Below are 20190 nucleotides of genomic sequence, written 5' to 3'. Positions count from 1 at the left end.
GCTCGGGAGGGCGGGAGTTGCCTCCTGGTGACGTAGGTCACGAGGGGAACTCCACGGATGCCCCGCCCGGGGCGGTGTCTCTGGCACGGCCGATGGAAATCGGTGCGGAGCTGGACTGGGGCGCCGACGCCTGGGGCGAGGTGCGCACGCGCGCCCAGCGGGCCGGGCGCGCCTATATCTGGCTGAACCTGGTGGAACAGCGGCTGCGCGCGGTCGTGGCCGCTGTTCTGCGCCCCATCTACGAACCCATGCACGGCGAGGACGACTGGGTGGTCGCCGCCGCAGGACCCGCCGGCCAGGAATGGGTGCAGCGCGCGGTCGCGGTACGCGAAGTCAGCCGACGTAAGGGTTACTTGCTCGACCCGGCCGACGACAACGTCCTCAGCTTCCTCACACTGCCGCAGCTGCGCGAGCTGATGGTGCAGCACTGGCCGTGCTTCGAGCCGTACTTCGACGAGCGCCGGGACGTCGAACTCGCCCTGGACGAACTGGAAGTCACCCGGAACGTCGTATCCCGCAACCGCGCCCTGTCCGAGGCCGTCCTGGCCCAGGCCGAGCGCGCCTCGGGGAGACTCCTGGAGATACTCGGGGCGGGCAGTGATGTGCCGTCCGCGCGGCGGCTGCCCGTCGACGCCGTCGAGAACCTCGTCGGCGACCGGTACGCGGACGTGGTGGCCGTACACCCCGACCGGGTGCGGCTGATGCGGCAGTTCCCCGCCGAGGACCTCTTCGGCAGCGCACGGCGCCTCGACGCCATCGGAATCGGCCTGAACCTCCTGGTGCAGAACTTCTCCGGACGGCGGCTCGTACGCCTTGCCGAGTCCGGCTGCCGGGTGCGGCTGCTGTTCCTGAACCCCGCCTCCAGCGCCGTGAAACGGCGCGAGCGTGAACTTGGCCTCAAGCGCGGCGAGTTGAGTCGCTCCGTCGAGATGAACATCCTCCATATGCGACGCGTGAGGTCCCGGCTGCGCGATCCCGGCGCCTTCCAGATCCAGGTCTACGACGAGACGCCCCGCTTCACCGCGTACCTCGTCGACGGGGACGGCTCGGACGGCATAGCGGTCGTCCAGTCGTATCTGCGCCGGACGCGGGGGATGGAGGCGCCGGTGCTCGTACTGCGCGGTGGCGGACGCCTGGTCAAAGCGGAGGACGCCGGTGAAGAGGGGCTTTTCGGTACGTATCGCGAGGAGTTCGAGCTGGCTTGGGCGGATTCGCGGCCTGTGTCCTGACAACTCCCGTGGCCGGCAACGGAACGAGTGGCGCGGGCGGCGGAATGGGTGCCGGATGGGGGCGGATGGGGTGGCGATAAGCGGAACGCGGTCCTCTGATTGTCAGTGGCTCATGGGATCGTAGAGATCACTGGGGGAACGCACCACGAAGAAGGGGGCCCGGTATGGGCTGGCACGGCGAGCTGCTGATCGGCTTCGACCTGGAGACGACCGGGACGGATCCGCGCGAGGCGCGCATCGTCACGGGAGCCGTGATCGAGGTCAGGGGCGGGGAACCGATAGGGCACCGCGAGTGGCTGGCCGATCCGGGAGTCGAGATTCCGGCGGACGCGGTGGCGGTGCACGGCATCAGCAACGAACGGGCGGCCGCGGAGGGCCGCCCGGCCGACGAAGTGGCCGACGCCATCGCCTCGGTACTCGTCTCGTACTGGCGCACGGGCGTCCCTGTCGTGGCGTACAACGCGGCCTTCGACCTGACCCTGCTCTCCGCCGAACTGCGCCGCTACGACCTGCCCTCACTGCGCGAACGCCTCGACGGCCTCGCCCCGGCACCGGTCATCGACCCGTACACCATCGACCGCTCCGTGGACCGCTACCGACGGGGCAAGCGCAATCTCGAAGCGGTCTGCGCGGAGTACGGAGTCGCCCTCGACTCCGCCCACGACGCCTCGGCGGACGCCCTGGCCGCGGCCCGGCTCGCCCACGCGATAGCCGTCCGCCACCCGAAGGTCGCGGCCCTCGGCCCGGCGGAGCTGCACCGCCGCCAGATCGAGTGGTACGCCGAGTGGGCGGCCGACTTCCAGAGCTTCCTCCGCCGCAAGGGCGACGCGACCGCGGTGGTGGACGGGACGTGGCCGCTGCGGGACTCGGCAAGCGAGCGGGTCTGAGGACGCGCGCCGGCCGCACGGCCGCGCACGGGACGCGGTGACACCGCAGCTGCGGCGTGGCCGCCTTGCCCGGCGTCGGCTGTCTCGGCAGTCTCGGCTGCGGAGCGTGAGCTCGTACGGTGCGACCGCCGTACTGTCTTGGCGCTTGGCGCTTGGCGCTTGGCGCTTGGCGCTTGGCGGTCGGCGTGCGGCGAACTGGCCGACGGCTGCGGCGTATCGCTGAGCGGTGGGCCCGCGTCCTCGACGAGGCCCCGACGGCGCGACCGGTCACGGGGTCGGCGAACGGCGAACTGGCCGACGGCTGCGGCGTATCGCTGAGCGGTGGGCCCGCGTCCTCGACGACGCCCCGACGGCGCGACCGGTCACGGGGGTCGGCGGCGACGTCACTCCGTGCTGCGCAGCGCGACCCAGGTCTCGCGGGCCACGACGCCGTCGGAGGCCAGTCCCCTGCCGCTTTGGAAGCTTCGCACCGCGGACTCCGTGCCGGGGCCGAATTCGCCGTCCACGCCGGAGCTCCCCACGCTGTGTCCGCGCTTCGTCAGCATGCACTGCACCTGGAGCACGCGTTTGCCGCTGTCCCCAGGGCGTGTGCGTCCGTTGCCGGAGTAGTGCGTGCAGTCGGAGATCCAGGGCGGGGTTGCGGGCTCGGGAGGCGGGCTGCTCGGGGACGGAGTGACGTCAGTGGGGGCGCTGGTCTTGGGGCCGGGAGCAGAGGGATCGTTTCGCCGGTCGTCGTCGGCGGTGCTGGAGACCTCAGGACGCGAGGCGTCGACGCCGCCGACGCCGTTGGCACCGTTGCCGGACGCGCCGTTGCCGGACGCACCCGGGGCAGGCGTCCCGTCCGAGGCGTCCGGCACCGGCGAGACGCCGGCATCGCCGGGCACGGTGCCGACGGCGGTCGGCGCATCGGCTCCCGGAGTCGAAGCGCTTGTATCGGTGTCCTGACGAGTGAGCATGAAGACCCCCGCGGCCACCGCGCAGAGGGTGATGCCCGCGGCGGCGGCCAGCACCGGCTTCCTCCGTACCCATGGACGGGCTCCCACCGGGCGTGCCCGCCCCGCGGACTGTCCCGGCGGTGTGACGTCGGAAGGAGCCGCCGCCTGTACCGGCGGTTCGGAACCGGGCGGGGTGGGCCGGGACGCCGACCCGGAAGGGGTCCGCGGCTCCGCCGCCGGCCGGTCGTCCGAGGACCGTGGACGAGTCGTCAATTCGACGGGCAGACGGTGCAGCGCCTCGTACGCCCGCTGCCGGGCCAGCACCTTGCCGCCCAGCGGCTCGGGCCAGGCGGACGTCCCGGAGTGCGGCCCGGGCGCCCGCTCGATCAGATCCTGCGGGGCGGGCCGCATCGCAGGTTCCTTCGCCAGACAGTCGGACAGCAGCGAACCGAGCGCCGCGTCCGCCGCCGAGACCTTGGCCATCAGCTCCGGATTCGGCTCCTCGAACGCCACCCGGTGCATCACATCCACACCCGTGCCGTCACCGAAGGGACCACGCCCCGTCGCCGCGTAGACCAGCGTTCCAGCCAGCGAAAAGACATCCGACGCCGTGTCGCACAGGCCCGTCCGCAGGTGCTCCGGCGACATGTAGGCCGGAGTTCCCACCCGGTTGCCCGTGCCGGTGATCGCGCTCGCGTCCGCGGCCTTCGAAAGGCCGAAGTCGATCACATGCGCGCCCTGGACGGACAGCAGAACGTTGGACGGCTTCAGATCCCGGTGCACGATCCCCGTGGCCGCGAGGTCGGAAAGCGCCTGCCCCAGTTCCTTCACCAGACGCCAGACCGTGGCCGTCTCCAGGGCGCCGTCCTCGCGTATGGCATCGGCGAGATCGAGTCCCGGGACGTACTCGGTGGCTATCCACAGCAGTTCGTCCTGGAAGCCCGTGCCGCATAAGCGCGGCGTGCGCGGTGTACGGACCCGGGCGTGCACCGACGCCTCATGCTTGAACCGGCGCCGGAACTGGGCGTCCTCCGCGTACTCCGGCCTGATCACCTTCACCGCGACCAGGCCCGGGCCGTCGTCCGCCGGACGAGCCAGATAGACCCGTCCCATGCCACCGCTGCCGAGCGTCCCCAGCGGCACATAGGGACCGACACGCCCCGGGTCGCCGGGCCGCAGAGGTACGGCACCGGTTTCCCGCAGTGCGGCAGCCTCGTTCGTCGGTGAGTCCGGTGGCGCCGGCCGCTGCCCTGACACGTACCCCCCGAAGTGCTTTCATGCGTACGTCAGTTCGTCCCCATGGGATGACGAGGCTAACCCCCGCCCGGACCCACGTTCAGCCTTTCAACCACTTCTGTCACGCGAGCCACCAGAGATGGCTTGTTCTGGTGCAGGACTCGCGATCCGCTCCACCCGTGGCCCGGCGACACGGGCGTAGTCCTCGCCGGAGATGACCAGGGAGCGGTCGAGGCGGGCCGCGTTGAAGTAGAGCCGCGGCTGCGCCACGACGTCCGGGTCGGCGACGAGTTCGAGGTCGGGGTCGAAGCTGAAGGGCAGGACTGTGCCGGGCACGGCACGGGCAAGGCGCTCGGCGGTGGCCGCGTCGCTGAAGCCGGCGTAGCGGGCGGCGTAGAGCGCGCGGACGGCGTCCAGGTCCACGCGGCGGTCTCCGGGGACGACCGCGAGGACGTGGCGCGTGGTCTTCCTGTCCAGCTTGACCCTCAGGACGATGCACTTCGCGGCCTCGGAGACAGGGTGACCGCGGAGTGCGCTGACGGCTTCGGTGGTGCCTTCGGGCTCGTGGTCGATGAGTTCGTATGCGAGGGAGGAGGTGTCGAGCAGGGTGATCAGACGGTCGTAGGTTTCGTGGGTGTGGGTGCTTCCGGGGCTGTCGGGCATGCGGGGTCCTCTTCGGTGACGTTCGGGTGCGTGGGGTTCGGGTGCTTGGCGTCCAGATGCGGCGCATCCAGTTGCGTGGCGTTCGTGAAGTCCTTGGCGCGGTGGGCGCGTTCGACGGCCTGCCCCCAGTACGTCCCGGCGACCATCAGGGCCGCGCCGAAACCGGTGAGCACGGTGAAGTGCTCGCCCGCCAGACCGATGCCGACCGCCGCGGCCCAGATGGGTTCGGTGCCGAGCAGGAGGCTGGCGCGGCTGGCCGAGGTGCGCTGCACGGCCCACGTCTGCGCGAGGAACGCGAACACGCTGCAGAACAGGGCGAGATAGAGCAGCTGCGCCCAGGCCGCGGGGCCGACGTGCGCCAGGTCCGGAAGGTCGCGGGCGGCGGGCGCCAGGAACAGGGCCGAGCCGACCAGGGTCTGAACCGCCGTCAGCTGCAGCGGACGTATCGTCCGGCCCGCGGTGAGCCGTCCGACGAGGACCACGTGCGCCGCCCGCACCACCGCGGCGCCGAGCATCAGCAGGTCACCCAGGCGGAGTGCGTGGAACCCGTTGCCGGCCATGAGGAGCCCGACGGCCAGCACGCACACCCCGGCGGCGGCGAAGAAGACCGGAGGCAGACCGCCACGGCGACCCGAGCGGTCCAGGAGAGGGGTGAGCACGATGGTCAGACTGATGATCAACCCCGCGTTGGCGGCGCTCGTGTGGGCGACGCCGTAGGTCTCGATCAGCAGGACGGCCGCCTGTGTGACTCCCAGGGGCACACCCGCCCGGATCTCCTCCCGGGTCCACCCACGGGTCCGCCCTTGGGGTCCTCGACGGGCGGCGGCGACCAGGCCGAGGCAGGCGAGCGCGGACAGCGCGTACCGCGCGAACAGCACCACCAGGACCGGGAGCGCGGCGGCCGCTGTCTGGGCGGAGAGATAGCTCGAGCCCCAGACGAGCGCGACAAGGAGAAGTACCGCATCGGTACGGCGGGCATCAGGCACGCGCCCACCTTGCCTTTCCTGGTCTATGAAGCCCAGAGCCACTTTCTTAAGCAACCCTTTAGCTTCCCTACACTGAGTCAATGGACGAACGGCAGCTGAGGATCCTGCGGGAGCTCGGGGAACTGGGCAGCGTCACCGCCGTCGCCGAGGCGCTGCTGGTGACGCCCTCGGCGATCTCGCAGCAACTGCGGCTGCTGCAACGCGCGATGCCCGTCCCGCTCACCGAGCGACAGGGGCGACGGCTGGTCCTCACTGACGCCGGGCAGGCCCTGGCCGACGCGGCGATCGAGGTGGAGACGGCACTGGAGCGGGCGCGGCACACCGTCGCCGAGTTCGTCGACCAGCCGGACGGTGAGGTGTCGCTGGCGGCTTTCCACAGCGCGGGCTCGGCGTTCTTCCCTCTGCTGCTACGGGCTCTCCCCGCACCCGGAGGACCTCAACTCGCCCTCGCCGACGAGGACGTCCCGCAGGCCGACTTCCCGCCGCTGACCAGGCAGTACGACCTCGTACTCGCCCATCGTCTCGAGCACGCGCCCTCGTGGCCGCGTACGGTGACCGCGACCACGCTGCTGCGCGAACCGCTCGACGTGGCCATGCCCGCCGATCACCCGCTGGTGGTGAAGCGGCGGCTCGTGCCACGCGATGTGGCCGACCAGCCGTGGATCACCGTGCACGACGGCTTCCCGCTCATGGCCACCATCGAGGCCATCGCCACCGCCGCGGGCCAAAGACTCCATCTCGCCCACCGCATCAACGAGTTCGCCGTCGTCGCCGAGGCAGTCGCCGCAGGAGGAGGCCTCGCCCTGATGCCCCGCTGGACCACACGCCCACATCCCGACCTGGTCCTCAGGCCACTCAGCGGCGTACGGGCCCGGCGCCACATCGACGCCCTCTACCGCCCGGAACGCATCGCACGGAAAGCCGTCCGCACGGTCCTGACCGAGCTGAACCGCGTAGCCGACGTGATCCGACGCCAGGACCGCTGAACCTCAGCCGGGCCTTAGAACGAGTACCAGCGCACGGTCGTGTCCCCGTCCCGCAGCGAAGCCACCCTGCGCTCGAACTCCTCCAACGCCTTCGGGTTGCTCGGCGCGTGCTGGGCGACCCAGGCGCAGCTGGCCGTTTCGCGGGCGCCGCGCAGTACGGCGCAACCGTCCCAGGCGCGTACGTCCCAGCCGTATGCGTCGGTGAAGGAGTCGTAGGCCTCGGCCGGGAGTCCGTAGCGGTCGCGGGACAGGGCCATGACTACCAGGTCGTGTTCGCGCAGGTCGGCGGAGAAGGTCTCGAGGTCGACCAGGACGGGGCCGTCCAGGCCGACATGGACGTTGCGCGGGAGTGCGTCGCCGTGGATCGGGCCCGGTGGCAGCCGTGGGGTGAGCGTGGCGGCGGCCGTCGTGAAGCCGTCGCGGCGCTCGCGCAGATACGCGGCGTCCGCCGGGTCGATCGCGTCGCCCGCGAGCCGCAGCCAGCGCTCGACGCCGCCCAGCAGCTCGCGGCGCGGCAGGTCGAAGGCGGGGGCGGGCAAGGCGTGCACCGTCCGGAGCAGTTCGGCGAGATCGCGGGGCTCGGCGGGGCGTACGGGAGCGGGCAGCCGGTGCCACACCGTCACCGGGTGACCGGCCACGAGGCGGGCCTCGGGTTCGGCGGCCCGTACCGCGGGGACGCCGGCCTGTGCGAGCCAGAGCGCGACGGCCAGCTCCCGCCGCGCCCGGTCGAGGAGTTCGGCGTCGCGTCCCACCTTGACGACCAGGTCACCGGCGGCGAACACGGCGTTCTCGCCCAGGGCGAGGAGCTCCGCGCCGCTCGTCCCGAGTCCCGCGTCGGCGAGCACGTCCCGCGCCTGTGCCTCGTCCATCACTTGCCTCCCGTGATTCCCAAGTCCGGCATCACACGCGTACGCGTCGAGCCCGCGTATACGACGTCGAGATCGCGCCATACGCCGCCCAGTGTCGCATTCGCCCAGGTGGGAGCCCTGGCCCGGGCCTGAGCACTGCCTTGACGACACGTCAGTCCGCCAGCACGATGACCAGGGCCGCCGGGGCGGCCGGACCCCCACGAGCCGCCCAAAGGAGCTGATTCCGTGACATTGGCGAGCGCGACGCAGCGGGCAGCGAAACCCCGCCTGCCGCGAAAGGGCCGGCCCGTCGACCACGGCGCCTGGTTCCTGGTGCTGCCCGCGCTGATCCCGATCCTGATCCTCAGCGTCGGACCGCTGCTGTACGGGATCGCGCTGGCCTTCACCGACTCGCAGTCCGGCCGGACCGAGCCCACGCAGTGGATCGGGATGCTCAACTTCCAGGATCTGCTGCACGACACACTGTTCTGGGACTCGTTCCGGATCGGTCTGCTGTGGGCGGTCGGGGTCACCGTCCCGCAGTTCCTGCTCGCGCTCGGCCTCGCGCTTCTGCTCAACCAGGACTTGAGACTGCGCTGGCTGGCGCGCGCCCTCGCGATCATCCCGTGGGCGATGCCCGAGGTGGTCGTGGGCATCATGTGGCGGCTCGTCTACAACGCGGACGCGGGAATCCTCAACGAGACCATCCGCGACCTGGGCCTGGGCGATGGGCGTGACTGGCTGTCGGGTCTCGCCACGGCCCTGCCCGCGGTAATCGTCGTCGGCGTCTGGGCGGGTATGCCCCAGACGACGGTCGCCCTGCTCGCGGGGCTGCAGAACACTCCGCGCGAACTCCACGAGGCGGCCGCGATGGACGGCGCGCGCGCCTGGCGCCGCTTCCGCACGGTCACCTGGCCCGCCCTCAAGCCGGTCGCACTCGCCATCACCGCGCTCAACTTCATCTGGAACTTCAACTCCTTCGCCCTGGTGTACGTCCTGACCAGCGGCGGTCCGGGCGGACGCACCCGGCTGCCGATGCTGTTCGCGTACGAAGAGGCTTTCCGCTACGGGCAGTTCGGCTACGCGGCGGCGATGGGCTGTGTGCTGGTCGCGGTGATCTCGGTGTTCCTCGCCGTCTTCCTCGTCGGCCGCCTGAGGGGAGGCGAGGACGCGTGAAAACCGGCAAAGGCGCCCGCGCGGGCCAGTACCTCGCCCTCCTCGCCTACCTCGTCTTCCTCGCCTTCCCCTTCCTCTGGCTGATCTCCACCGCCTTCAAACCGGCACGCGAACTGGGGAGCCTGCACCCCACCTGGATCCCGAAGGACCCCACTCTCGCCAACTTGCGGCAAGCCTTCGACGAGCAGCCGCTGCTGGACGCCGCGCTCAACTCCCTGGTCGCGGCCGTAGGCGCGGCGCTGATCGCCGTACTGATCGCGACCCCGATGGCATACGTCATGGCCCGGCACCGCACACGGCTGGCGAAGGCCGCGACCGGCTGGGTCGTGGTCAGCCAGGCGTTCCCGTTCGTCCTGCTGATCATCCCGCTGTTCCTGGTCCTGAAGAACCTGCGGCTGATCAACTCCGTGCCCGGTCTGATCATGGTGTATGTGGTCTGGGCGCTGCCGTTCGCGCTGTGGATGCTCGTCGGATACGTACGGGCCGTGCCGGCCGAGCTGGAGGAGGCCGCGGCGGTGGACGGCGCGGGGAAGGCACGGACCCTGGTCTCGATCACCGCGCCGCTGCTCGCGCCGGGCATCGTGGCCACGGCACTGTTCGCGTTCATCAGCGCGTGGAACGAGTTCTTCTTCGCGCTGGTCCTGCTCAAGACCCCGGAGAAACAGACCCTGCCGGTCGTCCTCACGCACTTCCTCGGCGCGGAGGGCGCGGCGGACCTCGGACCACTGGCGGCAGCAGCGTTCCTCGCGACCCTGCCGTCAATGGTCGTCTTCGCGATCATCCAGAAGCGGATCACGGGCGGCATGCTCGCCGGGGCGGTGAAGAGCTGATGCGCAGGCGATCGCTCGTGGTACTGGCGGTGGTGCTGGGCCTGGTGATCAGCGGCTGCACCAGCGACGACAGCGGCTCGGAGGACGGCCGCATCACCCTCCGCTTCCAGTCCCTCGCCTGGCAGCAGGAGTCCGTCGACGCCAACAAGGAGCTGGTGAAGGAGTGGAACGCCACGCATCCGGGCGTCAAGGTCGAGTACGTACAGGGAACTTGGGAGAGCGTCCACGACCAGCTGCTCACCTCCTTCGAGGGCGGTGAGGCGCCGGACATCATCCATGACGCCTCGGACGACCTCGCGGACTTCGCGTACGGCGGGTATCTCGCCGATCTGACCGACCTCGTCCCCGAGCGACTCAAGTCCGATATTCCGCAGCGCAGTTGGGAGACGGCGACGTTCGGGGAGGGGATCTACGGAGTGCCGTTCCTCCAGGAGCCGCGAGTCCTGATCGCCAACGCCACATGGCTCCAGGAGTCCGGCGTGCGCATTCCCACGCCCGAAAGACCTTGGAACTGGAGTGAGTTCAGGGAGATCACCGACGAACTGAGCGACGGGGACGGCAAGTACGGCGTGGCCTGGCCGCTCAAGGAGCCCGTCTCGGCCACGCTCAACCTGTCACTGTCGACCGGTGGGCAGCTGTTCCACCGAGGCGCGGACGGCAAGGTGAAGATCCGCTTCGGCGAGGCCGACGAGGTGGTGCCAGAGACCATCCACGATCAGGTCAACACCGATGGCAGCGCGTCGAGTTCGACACTCGGCAGCAGCGGCTCCGACACACTCCCCGGCTTCTTCGGCGGCAGATACGCGATGGTGCCGCTCGGCTTCTCGTACCGGCAGCAGATCGTGCAGCAGGCGCCCAAGGGCTTCGACTGGCAGGTGCTTCCCGCACCGGCCGGCGCCGACGGGCTCGCCCAGGGAGTGAGTCCGCAGACGCTGTCCATCGCGGAGGACAGCCCGAACAAGGAGCAGGCCGCAGAGTTCATCGACTTCCTGCTGCGGCCCGAGAACATGGTCCGGCTCGCGCTCGGCGACTGGATGCTGCCCACGGGCACCGAAGCCCTCAAGGACCCTGCGCTGCACACGACCGAGCACGACTGGGCCACTGGAACGGCCCTCGCCGCCCACCTGCGCTCGGCCCCGGCGCAGTCCGTACGCGGCTATCCCGAGTGGAAGGACAAGATCGCGACGCCCGCCTTACAGGAGTACTACAGCGGGGCGATCGATCTGGACGAGCTGCGCGGGCGACTGGTGGAGGACGGGAACTTGGTACTCAAGCGCTATCAGAGGTGACGGCCTCGATCGGAGGGGACGGCCGCCCATATACAGGTTGCACGAGACGTATCGTCTCGCCTATGGTCGTCGTCATGACCACCCCCCGCCCCGCCCACATCGCCATGTTCTCCATCGCCGCCCACGGGCACGTGAACCCGAGCCTCGAGGTGATCCGGGAGCTCGTGTCCCGCGGGCACCGGGTGACGTACGCGATTCCGCCCGCCTTCGCCGAGAAGGTGGCCGAGACCGGTGCCGAGCCGAAGCTCTGGCAGTCGACGCTGCCCGGCCCCGACGCCGACCCCGAGGCGTGGGGGAGCACGCTCCTCGACAACGTGGAGCCGTTCCTCACCGACGCGATCCAGGCCCTGCCGCAGCTCATCGAGGCGTACGAGGGTGACGAGCCCGACCTCGTGCTGCACGACACCGCCTCCTACCCGGCCCGTGTCCTCGCCCACCGCTGGGGCGTCAAGGCGATCTCGCTCTCCCCGCACATGGTCGCCTGGGACGGCTACGAAGAGGAGGTCGCCGAACCCATGTGGGCCGAGCCGAAGAAGACCGAGCGCGGCAAGGCGTACTACGCCCGCTTCCAGGCCTGGCTGGACGAGAACGGGAACGACCTGGACCCCGACTCCTTCGGCGGTCGGCCCGACCGCTCGCTCGTTCTCATCCCCAAGGCGCTCCAGTGGAACGCCGACCGGGTCGACGAGAACCGCTACACCTTTGTCGGCGCCTGCCAGGGTGACCGCTCGGCGCAGGGTGACTGGCAGCGGCCGGCCGGCGCGGACAAGGTACTCCTCGTCTCCCTCGGCTCCGCCTTCACCAAGCAGCCCGGCTTCTACCGCGAGTGCGTCAAGGCCTTCGGTCACCTGCCCGGCTGGCACATGGTGCTCCAGATCGGCAGGCACGTCGACCCGGCCGAGCTCGGCCAGATCCCCGCGAACGTGGAAGTGCGGAACTGGGTCCCGCAGTTGGCGATCCTCAAGCAGGCCGACGCCTTCATCACCCACGCGGGCGCGGGCGGCAGCCAGGAAGGTCTGGCCACCGGGACGCCGATGGTCTGCGTGCCCCAGGCCGCCGACCAGTTCGGCAACGCCGACGTGCTCCAGTCCCTCGGCGTCGCCCGCCATGTGCCCACGGATGAGGCGACGGCCGAGACCCTGCGCGAGGCGGTGCTCTCCCTCGTCGACGACCCCGAAGTGGCGCACCGCCTCAAGGAGATCCAGGAGGGAATGGCGGGCGAGGGCGGCACTCAGCGCGCGGCAGACCTGATCGAGGCAGAACTCGCCGCGGCCCAGGGGACCCCTAACTCCGGGTCAGCTCCGCAAGCTTGACCACGGTGTTCCAGTTGCGGCTGGTGGCGATCAGGCCCTGCACCAGCCGCGGCTTCGACAGGGCCTCGGCCAGCTTGGAGCGGCCGAGGCCCTCGGGGGCGTACAGGTAGAGGCAGCGGTCGCCGAGACGGAACTCCTCGGGGAGGAAGGCCTGTTGGTCGATCGGCGCGAACCGTTCGGGGGCGACCGGCGCGGAGAAGTACGTGATGTGCAGCTGCTTGGGCTGGAGTTCGGCCGCCGGGAACGGGCAGGCCTCCAGTACCGCCTGGAGGTACGCGTGGTCGCGGACCAGGACCTCGACGGTGAAGCCGAAGTGCTTCTCGATGGCCGCGGTGAGGTCCGCGGCGAGGGAGTCCTCGTCGCCGCCGTCCGCGGTGAAGATCGCGTTGCCGCTCTGGAGGTAGGTGCTCACCCCGCCGAGACCGAGACCCTGAAGCAGCGTGCGCAGTTCGGCCATCGGCACCTTCTTGCTGCCGCCCACGTTGATCCCGCGCAACAGCGCCGCATACGTCGTCATCCGCACACGATAGAACCGCCGCACACAGGAGGACCGACGCACACAATAGATCCCGCATACGACAAAGCGGCCGCCGTGCCCCGTGGGGGCGAGCACGACGGCCGCGGTCGGAGACGTTACTCGGTTATTCGACGATCTTCAGGAGCTTGTTCGGCGTGCCCGGGGACGCGTTGGAGATCGTGTCCGCGGTCGCGCCGTCCGAGAGCGCCTTGGTGACCGCCGCCGGGTCGGCGTCGGGGTGGCCGGCCAGGTAGACGGCCGCGGCGCCCGCTACGTGCGGGGTCGCCATGGACGTACCGGAGATGGTGTTGGTGGCGTCGTCGCCGGTGTTCCAGGCGGAGGTGATCTCCGAGCCGGGGGCGTAGATGTCCACGGCGGAACCGAAGTTGGAGAAGTCCGACTGCTGGTCGTCCTCGGTGGAGGAGGCGACCGTGATGGCCTCGGGGACCCGGGCCGGTGAGCCCTGGCTCGCGTCGGCCGACTCGTTGCCCGCCGCGACGGCGAAGGTGACGCCGGACGCGATGGCCTTCTTCACGGCCGCGTCGAGGGCCTCGTCGACGGTGCCGCCGAGGCTCATGTTGGCGACGGACGGGCCCTCGGCGTTGGCGGTGACCCAGTCGATGCCCGCGACGACCTGCTCGGTGGTGCCGGAGCCCTGGTCGTCGAGTACGCGGACGCCGACGATCTTCGCCTTCTTCGCGACGCCGTGCGCCTCGCCCGCGATGGTGCCCGCCACGTGCGTGCCGTGGCCGTTGCCGTCCTGCGCGGTGTCGTCGTTGTCGACCGCGTCGAAGCCGTCCGCGGCACGGCCGCCGAAGTCGCTGTGGCTGACGCGGACTCCGGTGTCGATGACGTACGCGGTGACGCCCTCACCGGCGCTGTCGGGGTAGTTGTAGGCGCCGTCGCCCGCGGTCTCGGTCTGGTCGATGCGGTCCAGGCCCCAGGAGGGCGGGTTGGACTGGGTGGCGTCGATGTGGAACTTCTTGTTCTGGACCACCTTGGCGACCGACGAATCGGCGGCCAGCCGCTTGGCCTCGGTCTCCGAAAGACCGGACGCCGAGAAGCCGTTGACGGCCGAGGCGTACGTGCGCTTCAGGGAGCCGCCGTACTCCTGGGCGAGGTCCTTCTTGGCGCCCTTGGTGGCCTTCTCGTCGAGCAGCACGATGTAGCTGCCGGAAACGGCGCCCTTGGCGTCGAGTCCGTAGACCTTGCCCTCGGCCGGAGTCGCGGCGCCTGCGGTGGTCCCGGCGAAGACGGTCACGCCCACCGCGGTGGCGGTGGCGGCTATGGCCGCGGTCAGCTTGATTCTGCGGGCACGCTGGGTTGTTGCCATGAAGAGGGGTCTCCTCGTGGTTTCTGTGGGGGGATTTGTGGGGGGAAATCTCGCCGTCGGGCACCGATGGTTACCCGGCGGTTGGCACGAAACCCTTGCTGATTGACGCGCGCAGATCAACACCTACATACAGCTGTGACACATTCAACAAGTGTTCGCAATAACAAAGGGGTTGAGGGGCGACAGAACGGACGCGACGTCCGACGGGCCGGACGTCTTGATCGCGCCCCCGAGAACTCCATTTACGTGTAAGGGGCCACCTCCTCCTTGGTGCTGATGCCACGGGGGGCCAAGGGGAGGAGTCGATCCTCCGTCAGTTCACCAGGCAGCACGACGAGATGCCTTTATCCGGCCCATACCTTCAAACCATGGGGACGGCAGGGGGCTGTCACCACAGACAAGGGGGCAAGCCCGTCATGGGGAACGGAGATACACGGGTGCGGGGCATAGCCGCCCGGGCCGGCGGCTGGAGCGCCCGGCATCGCTGGGCGGCCGTCGGGATCTGGATGCTGTTCGTCGTCCTGACGATGGGGCTCGGCTCCGCGGCGGGCACGGTCGAGGTCAAGGACAGCGAGCAGATCAGCGGCGAGACCAGCCAGGCGGCGACCATCGCCGAAGAGGCGGGCATCGACGAGCCGGCCGGGGAGACCGTGCTCGTCCAGGCCAAGGACTCCGGCACGAAGGCGACGGACGCGGACTTCCGCGCCGCCGTCACGGCCGTGATGCAGGCGGTCGAGAAGACCGGCGAGGTGACGGCCGTGACCTCGCCGTACGACACGAAGACCATCTCCAAGGACGGCCGCAGCGCGCTCGTGCAGTTCGACATGCGCGGCGAGGCGGACACCGCGGGCGAGCGCGTGGAGCCCGTACTCAAGGCCGTCGAAGAGGTGCAGAAGGACCATGCGTCGCTGACGATCGAGCAGATCGGCGGCGCCAGCATGATGAAGACGTTCGACGACGCGTTCGGCGAGGACTTCAAGCAGGCCGAATACTCCGCCGTACCGGTGGCGCTCGGCATCCTGCTGGTCGCGTTCGGTGCGGTGGTGGCGGCGCTGGTGCCGGTGGCCCTCGCGATCACCGCGATCATCGCGACGATGGGTCTGATGGGCATCGTCAGCCATGTGATGCCCATGAGCGACACCGCCAGCTCCGTGATGCTGCTGGTGGGCCTCGCGGTCGGTGTCGACTACTGCCTGTTCTACCTGCGCCGCGAGCGCGAGGAGCGGGCGGCCGGACGTGACGCGCAGACCGCGCTCCAGATCGCCGCGGCGACCAGTGGCCGCGCCATCGTCGTCTCCGGTGTCACGGTGTGCGTGGCGATGGCGGGCATGCTGTTCACCGGCATCGCCGAGTTCGAGGGAATGGGCCTTGCCTCGCTGATGGTCGTGGCGGTCGCCATGGTCGGCTCCGTGACGGTGCTGCCCGCACTGCTCTCGCTGCTCGGTGAGCGGGTGGAGAAGGGGCGGATCCCGTACCTGCACCCGGAGAGCAAGCTGCGGCGCAACCGTGGGCGTGGCAACCGCGATAGCCGCTTCTGGACGGCCGTGCTCAAGGGTGTGCTGGCGCGGCCCGCCCTCTCGGTCGTCGTCGCGGCCGGTGCCCTGCTCGCCATCGCGGCTCCCGCACTCGGCATGAAGACCCAGAACCTCACCCTCGACCAGGAGTTCGGCGACTCGCTGCCCATCGTGGCGACGTACGACCGGGTCAACGAGGCCTTCCCCGGCGGGTCCGACCCGGCCGAGGTGGTCGTCAAGGCCGACGACATCAACTCGCCCGAGGTGAAGTCCGCGATCGCCGACTTCCGCACACAGGCGGTGGAATCGGGTGCCTCGCGCGGCCCGGTCGACGTCAAGGTGCACGACGAGGAGAACGTCGCCTTCGTGTACGTACCGCTGGTGGGCGGTTCGGACCTGGACAAGGCCGAGAAGAGCCTGACGACCATCCGCGACGAGGTGCGTCCGGCGACGCTCGGCAAGGTCGACGGCCTCGAGGCGCCGGTCACCGGTCAGGTCGCGGGCTCGAAGGACTTCAACGACCAGCTCGCCGGCGCGGTGGCCCCGGTCTTCGCCTTCGTCGTGGTCTTCGCCTTCCTGCTGATGCTGCTGTCGTTCCGCTCGGTGACGATCGCGATCACCGCTATCGTCCTCAACCTCCTTTCGGTGGGCGCGGCTTACGGCATCCTCGTCGGCGTCTTCCAGCACGGCTGGGGTGCCTCGCTGGTCGGCGCGGAGGGCGTGGGCGCCATCATCACCTGGCTGCCGCTGTTCCTCTTCGTGATCCTCTTCGGGCTGTCCATGGACTACCACGTGTTCGTGGTCTCCCGGATCCGCGAGGCGCGACTGCGGGGCCGCAGCACGAAGGACGCCATCCAGCACGGTGTCGTCACCACGGCCGGTGTCGTCACCAGCGCCGCCGTCATCATGGTCGCCGTCTTCGCGATCTTCGGCACCCTGTCCATGCAGTCCATGAAGCAGATGGGCGTCGGCCTCGCGGCGGCGGTCCTCATCGACGCGACGATCATCCGAGGCGTCCTGCTCCCCGCGGCGATGGCCCTCCTCGGTGAACGCAACTGGTACTTCCCGAAGTGGCTCAACCGCCTCCCGGACCTCACCCACGACGAGTCCCCGCAGGGACCGGTGTCTTCGCCGCCTCCGTCTCCGCCGGCGGTCGAGGGGGAGAAGGTGGGGGTCTGACCTTCTCGCGGTAGTCGCGGTGGTTCGGCACGTGGCCGGGGTGTGCGCATCCCGGCCACGTCGCTGTGTGCGGGGGTAGCCTGGTCGGGCGCGTTGCGATTTTCGCAAGACGTGGATACGGTGGGCGGTATGGACGAGACTGTGATCGACCGTGTGCGCAGGGTCATGGAAGCAGCCTCGATGAGCCAGGCCGCGTTCGCCGAGAAGGTGGGGCTCACGCCCGACAAGTTGTCGAAGTCCCTTGCCGGGGTGCGTCGATTCAGCTCGCTCGATCTCGCCCTGATCGCCGAGGCCGGCGGCCGGACGGTGGACTGGCTGCTCACGGGGCGGGAGCCGCTGCGCCCGTCGTTCGCGGCGCGTACGACCGCCGGATCGGCTCCCCGGCGGGACCGCGTGAGCGATGCCGCAGACCGCTTCACCGCGGCGTACGAGGTGCTGGAGCTGTTGGGCAGACCTCCGAAACTGCCGCCACTGCCCTCCCCGCGCTCCGACCTCGACCGCTTTGTGGACCAGGGGAAACGGCTGGCTCAGGACGCCGTCGACGTTCTGACGGCGGCGGGCGAATCCCGGCCCGTGGCCGATCTCGAGACCGATGTGCTGATCACTGAATGCGCCCAACTGTTCGGTGTGGACGTCTCGGTGACACGACTGCCCGACGGTGTGGACGGGCTCACCTGGCAGACGGACGCCTTCCGGCTCATCCTCGTCGGGCCCACGGAGACCTGGACCCGGCAGAGGTTCACGCTGGCTCACGAACTCGGCCACATCCTGGCCCGCGACGCCCAGGACCTCGTCGTCGAGTCACATGTGGCACCCGGCCGACAGAAGGACCTGACGGAGGTACGGGCCAATGTCTTCGCCTCGAACCTGCTGATGCCCGAGCCAGAAATCCGGCACCGGTTCCGGCAGGTGACCGACCGGCACAGCAAGCTCACCGACGAGGCCTTCGCCAAGCTGGTCGTCGCGTTCAAGGTCTCGCCCAGCGCGCTGGCCGCCCGGTTGAGCCAACTCCGCCTGATCGACGCGCAGTCGGCGCCGCACTTCCGGGGGCTGACGACGGAGACCTGCCACCTGCTGGCGGGCGCGACGGACGCCTTCCAGCGACAGCTCGCCTGGGCGGCGGCCGAGCGATTCCCCGTACGCCTCGTGGCCGCCCTCTACCAGGCCTACGCCGACGGCGAGACCACTCTCCGGCCCCTCGCCGCGCTTATGGGGATGGACGTGGACCAACTCCACGACCTTCTCGATCCGGCCGAGCCCGACACACCTGAACCGCTCGCCGGCGAAGCGGAAGAAGGGGACCTGGTCTTCCAGCCATGAGCACCTGCTGGTTCCCGGACAACACGGTGCTGTGCAACTTCGCGGCCGTCGACCGCCTGCCCCTGCTGGAGAAACTGCTCGACGGCCGCGGCCGCTGGACGGAGGCCGTGGCTCACGAAGCACAGCAGTCAGCCGCCTACCTTCCCCGCTTACGGGACAGAGTGGTGGCCGGCATGCTCGGCGAGCCGATCGCCATCACGGACGTCCGGGAAATCGCCGAGGTCGACCGTGTGCGCCGAGCCGTCTTCGGCGGTGTGGCCTCGGCACCGACCAAACACCTCGGCGAGGCCGAGACCTGCGTACTGATCACCATGCGTCGCGAGTTCCGCGACTCGGTGTGGATCACGGATGACCGGTCGGCCGGCGCCTTCGCGCGGCGATCGGGCATCACCACGAAGGAGACGTACGACCTGATGAACGAGGCCGTCGTCGGTGAGCTGGTCACTGCCGCGGACGGTCACGAGCTACTCGGTCGGATGGTGGCCGCCGGCCGCCACTTGCACCGCGTTTCGACGCGGCCCGACGAACTTATGCGCTGTAACCGCGGCGGTTCGCGCGGGCCTTCTCGTGCGGGCCCCCAGTAGCAGGGACATGCGAACTGCGGCGTGCGGTGGCCGAATCGAGCATGGGATGGGTGCTGCACGCGGCTGTGGCAGGCTCTGACCCATGCGATACATCATCATCGGAGCGGGGGCGGTGGGCGGGGCGATCGGTGGTCGTCTTGCCGGGGCCGGGTGCGAGGTCGTGTTGGTCGCGCGGGGGGCGCAGTACGAGGCGCTGCGCGAGCGCGGGTTGCGGCTGGTGGTGCCCGATGGGCCGCACGTGCAGCGGCTGACCACGGTCGACGGGCCGTACGCCCTCGGGGAGTTGCGGGCGGACGACGTGCTCGTGCTCGCCGTCAAGACGCAGGACAGTGCGGCGGCCCTGGAGAGTTGGGCTCCGGTCACGGTGGCGGGCGGAGGGACGGCGGGTGAGCGGCTGCCCCTGGTGTGCGCGCAGAACGGGGTGGAGAGCCAGCGGCTCGCGCTGCGGCGCTTTCGGCGGGTGTACGGCATGTGCGTCTGGCTGCCCGCGGCCTTTGTCGAGCCGGGCGTCGTGTCCGCCGCCGGCACGCCGCTGACCGGCATTCTGCACCTCGGCCGGTACCCGTCCGGCATGGATGAGATGGCCCGTCGTATAGCCGCCGACCTGGAGAAGTCCCGGTTCGAGGCGCCGGTCGTACCCGATGTGACGCGCTGGCAGTACGCCAAGCTCCTCGGCAACCTCGCGAACGCGATCGAGGCGGTCAGCGGCGTGCTCACCAGCGAGGAGGGCATCGCGCTCTACGACCGCGTCCGCGCCGAGGGCGAGGCCGTGCTCGCCGCGGCGGGCATCGCGTACGCCGGTGACGAGGAGCAGAAGCAGGCCCGCGCGGACAAGATGCGGTTCGAGCCCTTCGACGGCTCCGAGCGTGGTGCCGGCTCCTCCTGGCAGTCGCTCCACCGTGGCACCGGCACGATCGAGGCCGACTACCTCAACGGCGAGATCACCCTCCTGGGCCGCCTGCACGGCGTGCCGACCCCGCTCAACGACCTGCTGCGACGGCTCGCGAACGACTTCGCGCGCGAGCGCAGGGCGGCGGGGTCGATGCCCGTGTCCGAGCTGGTGCGGCTGGCCGACGAGGCGGTCGCGTCTGTTCAAGAGGACTGAGCGTCGCTTTTGCTCGGGCAGGGAAACAGCCGCGGGTCGTCCAGGTGGGAATGGTGCCGGTGACTGAGCGAGAGCGAGTGCCGGGGCCGGATGCGGTTGGCTGGCCCCGGCACTCACGCCGGGACGGTCTTCTTTGCCGGAGGGTGCGCTCTCGGTCTCCGTTCTTCGGGAGGGGAACGCGGGTTCTTGGGTCGAATAATCAGGCCATGAGTCACGAAGTCCGGTTCCGCGAGGGCGTGGAAGGGTCCGCAGATATACAC

Annotated in this window: 16 protein-coding genes and 1 pseudogene; 11 read left to right on the top strand and 6 right to left on the bottom strand. The window is 70.0% G+C overall.

Annotated features, from left to right (window positions below):
* Nucleotides 1-1229 (top strand): SAV2148 family HEPN domain-containing protein (locus G6048_RS01195; protein ID WP_165337506.1); only part of this gene is annotated, 1229 nt, incomplete at its 5' end.
* A 164-nt stretch (nucleotides 1230-1393) separates the two neighbouring features.
* Nucleotides 1394-2116 carry a 3'-5' exonuclease gene (locus G6048_RS01190; protein ID WP_165337505.1) on the top strand — a complete coding sequence of 241 codons (723 nt, stop codon included), beginning with the start codon at nucleotides 1394-1396 and terminating at the stop codon, nucleotides 2114-2116.
* A gap of 383 nt (nucleotides 2117-2499) precedes the next feature.
* Here the strand turns inward: G6048_RS01190 and G6048_RS01185 are convergent, their stop codons facing one another.
* The 3 genes from G6048_RS01185 to G6048_RS01175 all read right to left on the bottom strand — a co-directional run bounded on the left by G6048_RS01185 (nucleotide 2500) and on the right by G6048_RS01175 (nucleotide 5936).
* Nucleotides 2500-4308 carry a protein kinase domain-containing protein gene (locus tag G6048_RS01185; protein ID WP_328825644.1) on the bottom strand — a complete coding sequence of 603 codons (1809 nt, stop codon included), beginning with the start codon at nucleotides 4306-4308 and terminating at the stop codon, nucleotides 2500-2502.
* A gap of 87 nt (nucleotides 4309-4395) precedes the next feature.
* The gene (locus G6048_RS01180; RefSeq protein ID WP_165337504.1) at nucleotides 4396-4950 is read right to left on the bottom strand and encodes a YbaK/EbsC family protein; all 555 of its coding nucleotides are present in this window, start codon (nucleotides 4948-4950) and stop codon (nucleotides 4396-4398) included.
* Nucleotides 4899-5936 carry a DMT family transporter gene (locus G6048_RS01175; protein ID WP_165337503.1) on the bottom strand — a complete coding sequence of 346 codons (1038 nt, stop codon included), beginning with the start codon at nucleotides 5934-5936 and terminating at the stop codon, nucleotides 4899-4901. The genes G6048_RS01180 and G6048_RS01175 overlap by 52 nt, the downstream gene beginning before the upstream one ends.
* Nucleotides 5937-6016: 80 nt before the next feature.
* On the opposite strand from G6048_RS01175, the gene G6048_RS01170 reads away from it, so the two are divergent.
* Entirely contained in the window at nucleotides 6017-6922 is a 906-nt protein-coding gene (locus G6048_RS01170; RefSeq protein ID WP_165337502.1) for a LysR family transcriptional regulator, read from the top strand.
* 14 nt (nucleotides 6923-6936) lie between these two features.
* Here the strand turns inward: G6048_RS01170 and G6048_RS01165 are convergent, their stop codons facing one another.
* Nucleotides 6937-7791, bottom strand: coding sequence for a phosphotransferase enzyme family protein (locus G6048_RS01165; RefSeq protein WP_165337501.1), 855 nt, complete (start codon nucleotides 7789-7791; stop codon nucleotides 6937-6939).
* Between the two features lie 225 nt (nucleotides 7792-8016).
* Between G6048_RS01165 and G6048_RS01160 the strand changes: the two genes are divergently transcribed.
* From G6048_RS01160 to mgt, 4 genes and pseudogenes are all read left to right on the top strand, one after another.
* Nucleotides 8017-8946: a carbohydrate ABC transporter permease gene (locus tag G6048_RS01160; protein WP_165337500.1), complete on the top strand. Its 930-nt coding sequence runs from the start codon at nucleotides 8017-8019 to the stop codon at nucleotides 8944-8946.
* On the top strand, nucleotides 8943-9776 hold the full coding sequence (locus G6048_RS01155; protein ID WP_165337499.1) for a carbohydrate ABC transporter permease: 834 nt from the start codon (nucleotides 8943-8945) through the stop codon (nucleotides 9774-9776). Before G6048_RS01160 ends, G6048_RS01155 begins: the two co-directional genes overlap by 4 nt.
* Nucleotides 9776-11065: an ABC transporter substrate-binding protein gene (locus tag G6048_RS01150; protein WP_165337498.1), complete on the top strand. Its 1290-nt coding sequence runs from the start codon at nucleotides 9776-9778 to the stop codon at nucleotides 11063-11065. Before G6048_RS01155 ends, G6048_RS01150 begins: the two co-directional genes overlap by 1 nt.
* 28 nt (nucleotides 11066-11093) lie before the next feature.
* Nucleotides 11094-12378 (top strand): annotated as a pseudogene (mgt, locus tag G6048_RS01145) (macrolide-inactivating glycosyltransferase).
* On the opposite strand, the gene G6048_RS01140 reads toward mgt, so the two are convergent.
* Nucleotides 12350-12895 (bottom strand): DUF1697 domain-containing protein, encoded by a 546-nt coding sequence (locus G6048_RS01140; RefSeq protein ID WP_165337496.1) that lies wholly within the window; start codon nucleotides 12893-12895, stop codon nucleotides 12350-12352. The pseudogene mgt and the gene G6048_RS01140 overlap by 29 nt on opposite strands.
* Nucleotides 12896-13019: 124 nt before the next feature.
* Nucleotides 13020-14228, bottom strand: coding sequence for a S8 family peptidase (locus tag G6048_RS01135; RefSeq protein ID WP_165337495.1), 1209 nt, complete (start codon nucleotides 14226-14228; stop codon nucleotides 13020-13022).
* A 416-nt stretch (nucleotides 14229-14644) separates the two neighbouring features.
* Here G6048_RS01135 and G6048_RS01130 point away from each other — a divergent pair, with 416 nt between their 5' ends.
* From G6048_RS01130 to G6048_RS01115, 4 genes are all read left to right on the top strand, one after another.
* Nucleotides 14645-16921, top strand: a complete 2277-nt coding sequence (locus G6048_RS01130; RefSeq protein WP_165337494.1) for an MMPL family transporter — start codon at nucleotides 14645-14647, stop codon at nucleotides 16919-16921.
* Between the two features lie 129 nt (nucleotides 16922-17050).
* Nucleotides 17051-18241 carry a helix-turn-helix domain-containing protein gene (locus G6048_RS01125; protein ID WP_235989399.1) on the top strand — a complete coding sequence of 397 codons (1191 nt, stop codon included), beginning with the start codon at nucleotides 17051-17053 and terminating at the stop codon, nucleotides 18239-18241.
* Nucleotides 18238-18825 carry a hypothetical protein gene (locus tag G6048_RS01120; protein ID WP_165337493.1) on the top strand — a complete coding sequence of 196 codons (588 nt, stop codon included), beginning with the start codon at nucleotides 18238-18240 and terminating at the stop codon, nucleotides 18823-18825. Before G6048_RS01125 ends, G6048_RS01120 begins: the two co-directional genes overlap by 4 nt.
* Before the next feature lie 82 nt (nucleotides 18826-18907).
* Complete coding sequence (locus G6048_RS01115) at nucleotides 18908-19930, top strand: ketopantoate reductase family protein (RefSeq protein ID WP_165337492.1); 1023 nt, start codon at nucleotides 18908-18910, stop codon at nucleotides 19928-19930.
* Nucleotides 19931-20190 lie beyond the last annotated feature (260 nt).

Origin of the sequence: Streptomyces ureilyticus (genome assembly GCF_011045025.1) — a bacterium.
Lineage (GTDB): Bacteria > Actinomycetota > Actinomycetes > Streptomycetales > Streptomycetaceae > Streptomyces > Streptomyces ureilyticus.
Note: the sequence above shows the minus strand (reverse complement) of the source record. Positions and strands in the feature narration are given on the sequence as shown.